9 protein-coding genes are annotated in these 13,015 nt (G+C 66.6%); 4 read left to right on the plus strand and 5 right to left on the minus strand.

All coding sequences use genetic code 11. The features are described 5' to 3' along the window. Positions 1-2 precede the first annotated feature (2 nt). From ACWF5H_RS03005 to ACWF5H_RS03020, 4 genes are all read left to right on the plus strand, one after another. Positions 3-2,573, plus strand: a complete 2,571-nt coding sequence (locus ACWF5H_RS03005) for a LuxR C-terminal-related transcriptional regulator (protein ID WP_452034749.1) — start codon at positions 3-5, stop codon at positions 2,571-2,573. A gap of 210 nt (positions 2,574-2,783) precedes the next feature. Then, entirely contained in the window at positions 2,784-4,139 is a 1,356-nt protein-coding gene (locus tag ACWF5H_RS03010) for an IniB N-terminal domain-containing protein (RefSeq protein WP_452034750.1), read from the plus strand. 110 nt (positions 4,140-4,249) lie between these two features. Next, the gene (locus ACWF5H_RS03015) at positions 4,250-6,079 is read left to right on the plus strand and encodes a dynamin family protein (protein ID WP_452034751.1); all 1,830 of its coding nucleotides are present in this window, start codon (positions 4,250-4,252) and stop codon (positions 6,077-6,079) included. Further along, the gene (locus tag ACWF5H_RS03020) at positions 6,076-7,650 is read left to right on the plus strand and encodes a dynamin family protein (protein ID WP_452034752.1); all 1,575 of its coding nucleotides are present in this window, start codon (positions 6,076-6,078) and stop codon (positions 7,648-7,650) included. Before ACWF5H_RS03015 ends, ACWF5H_RS03020 begins: the two co-directional genes overlap by 4 nt. Here ACWF5H_RS03020 and ACWF5H_RS03025 read toward each other — a convergent pair. The 5 genes from ACWF5H_RS03025 to ACWF5H_RS03045 all read right to left on the minus strand — a co-directional run bounded on the left by ACWF5H_RS03025 (position 7,558) and on the right by ACWF5H_RS03045 (position 12,845). After that, positions 7,558-8,175: a hypothetical protein gene (locus ACWF5H_RS03025; protein ID WP_452034753.1), complete on the minus strand. Its 618-nt coding sequence runs from the start codon at positions 8,173-8,175 to the stop codon at positions 7,558-7,560. The two genes, ACWF5H_RS03020 and ACWF5H_RS03025, sit on opposite strands and share 93 nt — an antisense overlap. Positions 8,176-8,237: 62 nt before the next feature. After that, positions 8,238-10,100 carry an amino acid transporter gene (locus ACWF5H_RS03030; RefSeq protein ID WP_452034754.1) on the minus strand — a complete coding sequence of 621 codons (1,863 nt, stop codon included), beginning with the start codon at positions 10,098-10,100 and terminating at the stop codon, positions 8,238-8,240. Positions 10,101-10,321: 221 nt separating this feature from the next. Further along, positions 10,322-11,281: a cation diffusion facilitator family transporter gene (locus ACWF5H_RS03035; RefSeq protein ID WP_452034755.1), complete on the minus strand. Its 960-nt coding sequence runs from the start codon at positions 11,279-11,281 to the stop codon at positions 10,322-10,324. Positions 11,282-11,306: 25 nt separating this feature from the next. Continuing rightward, positions 11,307-12,056: a ZIP family metal transporter gene (locus tag ACWF5H_RS03040; protein ID WP_452034756.1), complete on the minus strand. Its 750-nt coding sequence runs from the start codon at positions 12,054-12,056 to the stop codon at positions 11,307-11,309. Between the two features lie 153 nt (positions 12,057-12,209). Continuing rightward, positions 12,210-12,845 (minus strand): uracil-DNA glycosylase family protein, encoded by a 636-nt coding sequence (locus tag ACWF5H_RS03045; RefSeq protein WP_364651995.1) that lies wholly within the window; start codon positions 12,843-12,845, stop codon positions 12,210-12,212. Positions 12,846-13,015: the final 170 nt, after the last annotated feature.

The raw sequence follows: 13,015 nt of genomic DNA on the forward strand, positions 1-13,015 counted from the left end.
ACGTGGCCGCTAGGATGCGGCTGGTCAACCGGAAGGCCGCGCAATTGTTGACCGAGGCCTCGACAGATCCTGGGTCGCAATTGCTGGCCAGCGTGTCAGGACCGGGCGGCTCAGGCAAGAGCACCCTGCTGGAGAACCTGGCGGCTGTCTACAGCGAGGCAGGAATCCCCGTGAGTACGGGGAGGCAAGTCCTGCAGCAGGGGGCAGTGGACGAGGGCAGCACCGTGCTGATCGACGATGCACACCAATGGAACGACCCCGAACTGGAACGCATCCAGCGGCTGGTCGACGGGCAGCCGGTCAACGTCGTCGTCGCGTATCGCATGTGGCCCCAGCTGCCAGCGTTGAAACGGCTGACGACAACCCTTGAGACCCACCGCCGGCCGATCCTGCTGGGACCGTGGACCCGGGACGAGGTCGCCGCCCACACTTCCGCCACCCAGGGGGAACCGCTTCCTGGTTCCGTCATTGACCGGATCTTCGAGCTCACGGCCGGTATGCCGTGGTTGGTCCATCATGCTCTGGAAGCGATGGGCGATAGGGGCCGCACGCTGCCGCAAGATCTGCTGGAGTTCGGCGGGCTAGTCGATCAGGTGGGCCATGAACTGGAACGGTTGGCACCGGACCTTCACGAACTGCTGCTGGCGCTGGCTGTCGGTTTCGACCCAGCCGGGCCGCTGCCGGCCGAGGTTGAGCAGACGGAGGGCGGCATCGACCCTCTAATGACTCAGGCGGTGGCGGCGGGTTTGATCCTGCCGGAGGGAACCCTTCCCCCGCTGATGCGCAGCGTCCTGCTTCAGACCACCCCGATGCATCACGTGCGGACGGCCCAGCATGCCTTGGCCGACCTCCTGTCTACCGGCGAGACCCCGGATCCCACTGACGTGGCCCGTGGTCTTGCCCAAAGCGGACTCCAAGATCCGCGGGTGGCCAGCACCCTCCAATCGGCCGGCGATAGTGCTCTGGCAACGGAGCCGCACTTGGCCGCAACGCTCTACGAGGAAGCGACCGCTGCCGGTGCACCGGGGGCGTCGACGGCGGCGCGCCGTGCCCAGGCGGCCTTGGCCACCGGAGACCTTGACGGCGCCGGTCGGCTGGTGGACCCTCTCCTGTCGCAGCCCGAGGCACCGGACAAGCACCGGGGTGCGGACGTGGCAGCGTCGTTGTGGGCCCAGCGGGGCATGCTGGCGCGGAGTGCCCAGGTCTACCGCTGGGTTGGCGCGCCGGCCGGGGATGCCTCCAAGGCTCTCGCCGCCGTCGTGATGATCGGCACCGGTGATCGCGACGCTGCCCGGAGCCTGCTCGCCGCCGACCGGCTGGAAGAATCACCAACGCTGACCAACGTGGCCCTTTCACTCATGGGACAAGGCGTGGCTGAGTCCGTTGGCGAACACACCGAGCGCGCACTTCCAGCCCTGGTCCGTGCTTCCGACATGCTGACTGCCTCCGGCACCTCGATCCCGCTGCCCGACAGCCCCGCGGCACTTGCCGCACTGGTGGCACTGCACAGCGGGGAGCTTTCGGTGGCCGAATCGGTGCTCGACGATGCGCTGCGCGGAGGCCAGGGCGGGCCGGCAGGGCGGCTCCGGTTGCTGCTCCTGCGCGCGTGGGTTGCCATGCTGCAGGACCATCCGGACAACGCCGGGGCTGCAATAGCGGAGGCGACCTCCGGCGGAACCTGTCCCACACCGCGGGACGAATTGTTGCTGGACGCCTTGCACGTGGGCCTGGCCCGACGGACCGACGACATGGCTGGCTTGGTGCGTGCCTGGGAACGGGCGCGCGGACGGCTGCTGCACGTCGCCGTCGATCTCTATAACCTGTTGCCGTTGGGTGAACTGGCGGTGGCCGCCGCACGCTTGCGCGATTCCGAACGGCTTCGGCCGCATTTGGCCGACGCATGGGCGCTGTTGGAAAAGCTGGACGAACCTGCTTTGTGGTCCACTCCGCTGCGCTGGTACGCCGTCCAGGCCGCGATTCTGGCGGAGAAACCTACCGAGCTGGCACCCCATGCCTCCGCATTGGTGCGCGCGTCCGGAAAGTATCACCTTGCCGCTGTGCTTGCGGCAGCCGGCCGGTCCTGGATATCCGTTCTCGCGGGCAGGATCGAACCGCGGGCCGTCGAGGAATCCGCCCGCGCGCTCGCAGCCGTCGGCCTGACTTGGGACGGGGCCCGGCTGGCCGGACATGCGGCAGCACACGCCGAAGAGCGCAAAGACATGAGCCGCCTCTTGGCCTGCGCCCGGGACCTGCACCCGGGGACGCGAGGCACAACCGAGGCTACCCATTTAGCCCAGTCCACCGCCGCTGAGTCCGAGCCGCAGCTGACCGTGACCACACCAAGAGCATCCGCCCCGGAGAGCACAGCCTTGAGCGAGCGGGAGCGCGAAGTGGCCCGGTTGGTTCTGGAGGGCAAGACCTACCGGGAGATCGGCGCCGCGATTTTCATTTCGCCGCGGACCGCCGAACATCACATCGCCCGGATCCGCCGGCGGTTGGGGGCATCAAACCGCTCCGAGCTGTTGACCCAACTGCGGCTTGCCCTGGGTGAAGACGGCTCCCAAGGCCCGTAGTTCCGCTCCGTACCGGGGCTTGGCCGCAGCCTACCTAGCCCCTGGAAGCCGCAATCCCCCTCCGGGGGCCGGGGAGCGGGGGAGGAAGCCCCGATGCCGGCAGCAGCACTCCGACCGTAGCTTTGAATCAAGCCAAGCAACCTAGCTCGGCGGGCCACCATCCATAGTTTTGGCCACATCCAGTAGGACCTAGATTGGGGAATCAACATAATGCCTACGCTTGCAAGCTCACTTCTCGAATTCATCATGAACCTGCTCCGGGATCCGCGCGCTGCCGACGAATTCAACGCAGACCCGGACGCAGCCCTGGCCAGCGCCGGCCTGTCCAACGTGTGCTCGGATGATGTTGACGCGATCATGCCGGTCATCCTGGACTACGCCCCGGTCGGCTCCGGGTCGTCCTTCGACCGCGAGTACAACACCGGTGACAACCACGGTGGCAACTCCGGCGATTGGTCCAGCGACAACAGCGGCTGGGGCAACGGACGTGACGACGACGATGACGACCATGGGCACGGACGGGGCCGGGACGACGACGATGACGACCGCGGTGGACGGGGCCGGGACGACGACGATGACGACCGCGGTGGACGGGGCCGGGACGACGACGATGACGACCGTGGTGGACGGGGCCGGGACGACGACGATGAACATGGCCACGGCGGTGGGGGCCGCGGCGACCATGGCGATGACGACCATGACCATGCGGTGCAGCAGTTGACGCACATCGTCAACAACTACTCTTACACCTCCGTCGTAGACGATCGGGACACCATCACCGACCAGTCCGTGAACCAGAACATCTGGGCCAACGGCGACGTCAATCAGTGGTTCGACAACGACGCAGTGGTGGCGTCGGGCGACGACTCGAACGCGGCCGGCGGCGATGTGGATAATTCCACCGGCGACGAGAACAACCACTCGATCAACCTGACGACGGGCGACGTCGGCGGCGGCATCGCGATCGGCAATGAGGATAACTCCGTCGATAACTCCATCACGGACTCCTACAACACCGATGTGGACCTGGACGTCGAGGTCGAGGACTCCTTCAACGACAACTCCAAGGACATTGACCTGAACAACGTTGGCAATGAGGACAACGACCTTACAGTCGGTGACATCGATGCCTCGCAGGACAACGATGGGATCGACGTCACGACCGGGGACATCGACGTCGACGCATCGCAGGACAATGACGGGATCGACGGCAACGGCAACGTTGTCGGCAATGACGGCAATGCGATCGATAACGACGGCAACGGCAACGCCTTGGACAACGTCGGCAACGACAACTCCTTGGACAACGTCGGCAACGGCAACGTGATCGGCAACGACGGCAATGCGATCGACAACGACGCCATTGGCAACGTGGTCGGCAACGACGGCAATGCGATCGACAACGACGACAACGCCATCGGTAACGTCGGCAACGCGATCGACAACGAGTTGGAGTTCACCGGGATCGACGAGTCGGTCAACGACTCGGTGATCATCGCGGACAACGACAACAACGATCTGCTGACCGATAACGACGTCGTCGACGCAGATGTTGCGGTCGAGTAACCGATCTGACAACTGAATCGCGACAGATCAGCTGTCCAGCAGGGGGCCGGGGGACCTCCTGCTGGACAGCGTCACGGTCCGGCTAGGGCCGGAAAACAGGAGGGGATACGGTGGCCGAGCTCGTCAAGCTGGTGGATCAGGGCCTGGAACTGGCCAAGAAGGGCGAACGCGCGGACTTGCAGCGGCGCCTTGAACAAACCCGCAAGCGGCTGAAGGACCCGACGACCAGGGTGATCGTCGTCGGCGAATTCAAGCAGGGCAAGAGCCAGCTGATCAACGCACTGGTCCATGCGCCGGTCTGTCCTATCGACGACGACGTCGCCACCTCCGTGCCTACCGTGGTGAAGCAAGGGGATCCAGCCTCGGCCGTGATCCTGGTGCCGAAGGACGGCAGCGAAACCGCGGACGGGGAAGGCGAACTGGAACGTCGCCCGATCGCTCTCGAAGAGCTCGCCCAGTACGTTTCGGAACGGGGAAACCCGGGCAATGAGCGCCGATTGGCAGCCGCAGAGGTCTTGCTGCCGCGCAAGGTACTGGACGGCGGGCTGGCACTGGTGGACTCCCCGGGCGTCGGCGGACTGGACTCGGCGCACTCCCTGACCACGCTGACCGCGCTGCCGACGGCGGACGCCATGCTGCTGGTCTCCGATGCCTCGCAGGAGTTCACCGAACCAGAACTTCGGTTTCTCCGGCAGGCCCAGCGGATCTGCCCAAATGTGGCCGGTGTCCTGTCCAAGACCGACCTGTATCCGCAGTGGCGGAAGGTGGCGGATCTTGATCGGGACCATCTGCAGCGGATCGGGGCGGACATGACGCTGATCCCGCTCTCCTCGGAACTGCGCCTGCAGGCCGCCGCCCTGCGCGATAGCGAACTGAACGCCGAATCAGGCTTTCCGGAACTGGTGGCCTACCTGCGGAACAACATCCTGGCCCAGAGCGAGCGGCTCCAGCGGCGGTCGGTGGCGCAGGACTTGGTCTCGGCGACCGACCATTTGCGGCTCTCGCTGAAGTCCGAACTAAGCGCGCTGGAAAATCCGGACGGCACGCCGGAAATGCTCGCCGAACTGGAAGCGGCCAAGGAACGCGCAGATGAGCTCCGCCGTCGTTCTTCCCGCTGGCAGGTCACGCTCAACGACGGCATGAGCGATCTCATCTCGGACATGGAACATGACCTGCGCGACCGGCTGCGCAGCATTATGCGGGACGCGGAGCAGGCCATCGATGCAGGCGATCCCGGGCCGCAGTGGGACCAGTTCGTGCACTGGCTGGAGCAGCGGGTCGCTTCGGCCGTATCGGACACCTTTGTGTGGACGAACGAACGGTCGCTGTGGCTGGCGGAAAACGTCGCCGAGCACTTCAACCGGGACGAGGTGACCCTGCCGTTGCTGCAAGTGGACTCCACGGAGAACGTGCTGGATCCGGTGGAGGGGATCCCGGAACTGGATCCCGGCCGGATGGGGCCGGTCCAGAAAATCCTGATCGGCATGCGCGGCTCCTACGGCGGAGTGCTGATGTTCGGCCTGTTGACCGGAATTATGGGCTTCGCCTTGATCAACCCGATCTCGGTCGGCGCCGGCCTGCTGCTCGGCGGCAAGGCGTACCGGGAAGACAAGGAAGCCCGGCTGAAGCGGCGCCAGCAGGAAGCCAAGGCATTGGTCCGCAAGCAGGTTGACGAGGTGGTGTTCCAGGTGGGCAAGCAGCTCAAGGACCGGCTGCGGATGGTCCAGCGGGCCACTCGCGATCATTTCACCGCGCTGGCCGAAGAGCACCACCGCTCGCTCGCCGATTCGGTACTGGCCGCACAAAAGGCAGCGAGCCATTTCAACCAGGAACGCGACCTGCGGATCCGCGAGATCAAGGCGTCGCTCGCCCTGGTGGAATCGCTGCGCAAACAGGCCTTGGCGCTGGATCCGGCGCCCCAGTTGGCGGCACAGGCATGAACGGAGCGGCCGCGGGGGCGGATCTGGAAGCGGCCCGCGGACTGGTCCGGGAGGCGATTGACGCCTACCGCGACGATCCGGCCGTGCGCCAGGTGTTGGAGGACTACGCGCGCCGGCTCGACGAGCCCTTGCGGGTGGCCATCGCCGGCATGGTGAAGGCCGGCAAATCGACGCTGCTCAACGCCATCATTGGGGAGGAGATCGCGCCGACGGACACGGGGGAGTGCACCAGGGTAGTCACCTGGTATCGCCACAGCGACACTCCGCGGATCACCCTGTACCCGCGGGTTGGACCGCCACGGAACGTGCCGATCAGGCGAACGGACGGCCGGCTGGTCTTCGAGCTCGGCGGGACCGAGGCCGCCGACGTCGCCCGGCTGGTAGTGGACTGGCCGTCGAGGACCCTACGGGGCATCACGCTGATCGACACGCCAGGCATCGCCTCGCTCTCGCAGGACGTGTCGGCCCGCTCCACCGAGTTCCTGGTGCCCACCGACGCGCCCTCGGAAGCTGACGCCATCATCTACCTGCTGCGGCACCTCCACGCATCGGACCTGGGCTTTTTGGAGTCGTTCCGGGACACCGCGGCCGGACAGAGCGGCACCGTGAACGCGCTGGCGGTGCTGTCCCGCGCGGACGAGGTGGGTGCCGGCCGGATCGATGCCCTGCTCTCCGCCCAGGAGATAGCCGCGCGCTACCGCCGCGATGGCGCCTTGCGCTCGCTGGCGCTGGGGGTGGTCCCGATCGCCGGCCTGCTGGCGCAAACGGCCCGCAGCCTGAGGCAGGCGGAGTTCTCCATCCTCACCGAACTGGCAGCCCTGGACAGGCGGGAGCGGGAGCGCCTTCTGCTGTCCGCCGACCGGTTCGTCCGCCCCGGAGGCCCGCTGACAGCGACGCCGGAGGCGCGTGCGGACTTGCTGGACCGGTTCGGGGTCTTCGGGGTCAGGATGGCAGCCGCGCTGCTCCGCGGCGGCATCTCGGATCCGACCGTGCTGGCCCACGAGCTGGCCCGCCGAAGTGGGCTGAACGAGCTGCTGGCCGTGATCACCGGGCAGTTCCAGGCCCGCGCCGGACAGCTGAAAGCCCGCACCGCCCTGATCGGCATCGAGAGGCTGCTGAAGGACCATCCGCGTCCGGGCACGGACGCCGTCGCGGCGACCCTGGAACGGCTGCTTGCCGGCGCCCACGCCTTCCGCGAACTGCGGCTGCTGGCCCTGGCGCGCACCACGGGGCTGCCGCTGGAACCGCCGTTGGCCGCCGAAGCCGAACGCGTGATCGGCGGCGACGGGATTGCTGCCCATGAACGGCTGGGGCTGCCTCGGGACACATCCGACGAGAGGCTGCGCGAACACGCCCTGGCGTGCCTGCGGCGTTGGCACGCGGTAGCCGCTGATCCGCTGCGCGGCCGGGCCGTCGCCGAAGCCTGCCAAACGGTGGTCCGAAGCTGCGAGGAACTGCTGGCCGGCATGCAGCCAGCCTCAAGTGGCCGGGCGGCCGCGCGTCTGGTTCTCGGCTCGGAACCATTGGCTGGCCCCGTGCAGGACGCTGGCGACTACCGCCGCGCCGGCTAGGGCCAGCTGTAGCACCAGCAGGACTCTGATGCCGAGCTCTTGATCGCCGGGGGCCGCCAGGAATGCATCGGCCACCAGCGTCACCACTCCTTGGACAAACAACATGGCCAGCAGCACAAAGCGCACTTTCCCATGCCGGCGCAGCAGGACAAGCAGCAGCACTGCCTCGATCAGGATGACCAGCGCCAGCATGCCCAACGTTCCCCAAAAAACCACTACCGCGAGGGCCTCCACCGTCTCCTGGTCGTCGCCCCGTTCCAAGCCGTCGATGAGGCCGCGCACGTGTTCCAAGATGGCATCCCGGGCGAAGAACGCGAAGATCCCCGCGATCAGCCCGGACGCGAAACTCAGGATCCACAGGAAGCGGACCCTCTTGACTGCAGGCGGCAGCGTGAGGATCTCTTTGATGGGTGCCGGGGTGTGGTCGGACAGGGGCGGGCGCGGCGGCGCGGGACGTTCCGGTTCTCCGGACAAATCCCCGGTTCCCTGAGCTCCAGGCGCCCCCATTCCTGGTTCATGAGACATGCCAGTAATCTAACCGCCGACCTTTCGGACCGCAATGGCGCCGCCAGCGCCCCGGGGTGCTATCAGCCCACATGGATACCGGGGCGACGGGCGGGATCGGGCTCGTTCTGGCGGATGATTTCGCGGACCACCGGCGCGGTGTCCCCCTGTCCCAAGAGCAGATAGCGGAAGAGGTGGCCGAGCGGGTTGCCCTCGGACCATTCGAAATAGGCATGAGGCCGGACGCCGGTCGCGTCCCGGACCGCTAGGAGTATGGACGCGATCGCGTTCGGCACGGCTGGACTGTCCGCCCGCAGCACCCGGTACCCATCGACGTCGACGCCGCGGACGCGCAGCACCTTGGTGAAGGCAGACGGGTCCACAATGTCAATCTCGAGGAACAAGACATCCGCCGTTCCCGGGACGGCATTCATGTACCGCTGGGAAGCCTCTTTGGCGCTGTAGTCGGCCTGGCTGCCGGGGCGGCGTTTGGCAATGATGTCCAGCGCGCCGTCGTAGTCCAGTGAATCACTGATGAAGCGCCGGGCGGCCTGGTCGAACTCGATTCGTTCGGTGCGCAGTTCCGTCGTCCGGGTAACCCGGGAGACCAGCGAGACCGTGACCATGCCGAGGACGAAGAGTCCGCAGATGGCGATGCCGTCCGGCTTTTCCACGATGTTGGCCAGCAGCGCATACAGCAGCACCAGGCTCAGCGCGGCATAGCCGGCGGCGGCGCGCCGCTTTTGCCGGCGGGCCACGGTGAAGGTCACCGCGATGGCCGCCGAGACCATCATGGCCAGGATTCCGGTGGCGTAGGCCCCGGCCTGGGCATTGACGTCGGCACGGAAGCCCAGGGTGATCAGGATGCTGACACCGGTGTAGACCAGGACTACCGGCCGGATGGCCCGGGTCCATTCGGGCGCCATGCCGAATCGGGGCAGGTATCGCGGGACGATGTTGATCAGCCCTGCCATGGCCGAGGCTCCGGCGAACCACAGGATCAGGATGGTTGCCGCGTCGTAGAACGTCCCGATCCCCTCGCCGAACATTCCGTGCGCCAGATAAGACAGTGCCCTGCCGTCGGCGGGGCCGCCGGGGGCGTAGGCAGCCGGCGGGACCAGGACCGCGGTGACGAAGCTGCTGCCCAGCAGGAAACCGCTCATCACTCCTGCCGCGCAGGTGAGCAGCTTCCTGCTGTTGTGGATGCGCGAGGCCAGGCGCTGGGCCCGGGTGTCGCCGGTGCAGGCGACCAGCGGCATCATGCTCACGCCCGTCTCGAATCCGGACAGCCCCAGGACCAGCAGGGGAAACGCCAGCAGCAGGGTCAGGGCCAGACTGCCAGGGCCTGCGCCCGCGGACGTCACCGCGTGGGTCCAATCGGAGACCAGGCCAGGTTCCTGCGCGATCGTCGCCAGTCCCGCCGCGATCACGATGGTGTTCATGACCAGGAATACGGAAACCAGCGGTACGGCTAGGGCCACCGCCTCGCTGAAGCCTGTCAGGAAGATGCCACCGAGGACAAGCAGCAGGATGATGGTCACGGGAACGGCGCCGCCCTGCAGGAAATCGGGGACGTATGGATTTTCGAGCACGTGAACGGTTGCATCGGCGGCGGAAAGCGTGATGGTGATGATCCACGAGGTGGCGATGAAGCCGAGCAGGACGAGGATGATCACCTTGCCCTTCCAGAACGGCAACAGCCGGTCAAGCATGGCCACCGAACCCTGGCCGTAAGGGCTCTCGGCGGCCACCCGACGGTAGAGCGGGAGCATGCCCAGCAGGGTGAGCGCCACGATCAGCAGCGTGGCCAGCGGCGACAGCGGCCCGACGGCGATCAGGGCGATGCCGGGAAGGTAGGAGAGGGTCGAAAAATAGTCGACGCCGGTTAGGCATACGACCTTCCACCAGGGGTAGGACGCGGTTCCCGGAACGCTTTCGCGACCCACCGGCGGGACCTTTTCCTTCACCAGCCAGCGGCTCAGCGGGTGGCGGAGCGGCGGCGGGGGAGTCGGCCTCGGCACAACGGCCGGGACCGTATGTTCAAGCGACCAACGCACCGGATTCTCCAGTTGCCCCGGCCGGCGGACCCCGGTTTGAGGCCCTGTCGCGGGGCGTTCCCACAGTATAGATCCGTCGTGGGCGGGGCACGAGCGGTTATTGGGTCGCTTCAATCTCCCAGCAGTGGCTGTTCGCCCGGTGTCGCCAGGGTCAGGACGGCTTCTTCGATCAGGTCGTGTTCCTCGAGGGTGCGTTCCACCCGGCGCAGCGACACCGCCACATCGTGCTCGGGCAGGTCGCCGGCCATGTCTACCGCTGCCACCACGTACAGCCGGGAGGGCCCGACGAATTCCATGTGCAGGTAGGTCACCCGGTCCACGTCCGGGTTCTGCAACAGCAAATTGACGACGGCGGAGCGCGCCTCGCCGGTTGCGGGTTCACCGACCAGGAACTTGCGGTTACGGTCGATCAGCACCACCGCTATGGTGCCCAGCAGCAGACCCACCAGGATGGAGCCGATGGCATCGGGAACGGGGGACCCGGTGATTTGATGCAGGGCGACGCCCGACGCGGCTATGGCAATGCCGATCAGGGCCGCAAAGTCTTCGGCGAACACCGCCCGCAACGTGGGATTGGAACTGACGACAACATACTCCAACGTGTGGCGCCGGTAGCGTCTGGCTCCTTTCCGGGCTTGACGCAGTGCTTGGGCAAAGGAAATTCCTTCCAGCACGAACGCCAGCGCCAACACCACGTAGGCCACGATGAAGTCGCTGGCCGGCTCGGGATTGGCCAAAACCTGGATGCCGTGCCACACCGAGACCACCGCCCCGGCGGTGAACAAACCGAAGGCGGCGAACATCGACCAGACGTAGGCTTCGCGCCCGTAGCCGAGCGGGTGGCGTGCATCCCGCGGCTTGTTCGACCGGCGCTCGGCAATCAATAAGAAGACTTGGTTCCCGGTATCCGCCCACGAGTGCGCTGCCTCCGCCGTCATCGACGCCGACCCGGTCAGGGCCGCCGCGACGGACTTTGCCACCGCCACCAGCGCGTTGGCGCAGAAGGCAATGATGACGGTCAGGACGCCCGACCTCTCCTCCGCCTTGCGGGCCGGCATGGTGGCCTTCATGGCCGGATCGGGTTGGCTGGCGCGGTCATAGGCCCTCGAGGACCAATGCAGTGGCAAAGCCCAGCGCCGCGGTGAAGCCGGTGAGGAGGTGATGCTTTTCGAAGGCTTCGGGGATCATGGTGTCGGCGATCATGGCAAGAATCGCACCGGCAGCCAGCGCGTTAATGAAGGCCACGGTCTCCGGCCGGGCGTCCTGGAGCGCAACGTAGCCGACCAGCGCGCTGATGCCGGACAGAACGGCAATTCCGCTCCACACGCCAAAGACATAGCGGGCGCTGCGCCCAGCTTTCTTCATCCCCGCCGTGCTGGAGAGCCCTTCGGGGACATTGGAAATAAAGACCGCCCCCAGCATCGCCGGGCTGACGGTTCCTCCGCCGACCAAGCCCAGGCCGAGCACCAAGGATTCCGGGATTCCATCCAGCAGGGCACCCACGGCGATCGCCGTGCCGCTGCCCGGATTCTGGCCCTCGGTAGGCTGCTGATCGCCCGACCGCTTGCGATGTTTCGCGCCGTTCCTGGCCAGCAGCGCGTTGGCGCCCACAAAAAGGCCGGCGCCGACGAGGAAACCGATGATGGTAGCGCCGATTCCGCCGGTGTTCACCGCTTCATCGACCAGCTCGAAGGCGAGAGCCGAGATCAGGACGCCGGCGCCGAAAGCCATGATGGTGGAGACGACCTTGGCGGGAAGGGTCCACTTCCAGGCGACGGCACAGCCAATCACCAGCGCGGCCCCGCCGAGCAACCCGAAAGCAAACGCGGTCATCCACAAGGGCATTGGCGCTCCTCCCATCCAGCTCAGGCTAACGGCGGGGTGGCGAAATCGCTACGGCTCGAAGCCGCGGGGTCACAAGGAGGAAGGTGTCCCCGGGGAGCCGGGGAGCCGGGGAGGGTTGGGCGTTGCGGGCGCTAGTGTCGGGGCGCCGGCGTGCTACTTGCCCGGGCGGCCCAATCCGGTGCGCGCCATCCCATCCGCGTAGGCCTCATGCATGACGTCCAGCCATTCCTGCTGGCGGGTCGGAGAACCGGCGAACGCCCGGCCGCTGAGCGCCCGGACCTTGAAAGTCTTAAAGCCGCGCCGCCAGAGCAGCGGGTTCTCCGTCTTCAGCAGCAGCGCGGCGAGCCGCTGGGCTTCGGTTCCGTGAGCCACCAGCACGGATGCCCGCGGCACCAGCGCCAGCATCCGCAGCAGGGGCTTGAGTCCGGCGCTGATCTGGTTCGGCGTCAGCTTGCCGTTGGCCTCGCCCGGGACGAACCACGGGTGCACATTCCAAGGCATGACGTATTCCGGGCGCAGGCCCAGTTGCCACTGCAGCCCAAGCATTCGGGTGGTTGCTTCCTGATCGCCGGGCCAGATGAAGCCAGTGTCCGATGCCTGCCCGATGTTGGAGTACAGCGACACAATCCGGCATTCGTCGGCGTTGTGGATCGGGTCCACGTACGGGACCTCGGTGCCCGGCTTCTGCTCGCGCAGTTCGTCAATCAGGTGGTTGATGTCGGCGACGCCGGAATCGTACCTGCGGTCCATGAGGTCCTTGTGCTGATCGGATACTGCCGGGCTGCTCATCGGGGTGTGGGTCTCCTGAAAGGAAGGGGAAGTGAACGGTAGGCGAATCGGTCTGCCGAGAACGACGGCGGTGCCCGCCTGTGGCGGAAGTCCGCCTGCCGCTGCGGGAGGCGGCTATTGAGCATAGCAACCGAAGCTGGGAGCCTCCCGACCCCGCGGTGCGGATTCTC

This window comes from Arthrobacter sp. NPDC055138 (assembly GCF_053607305.1).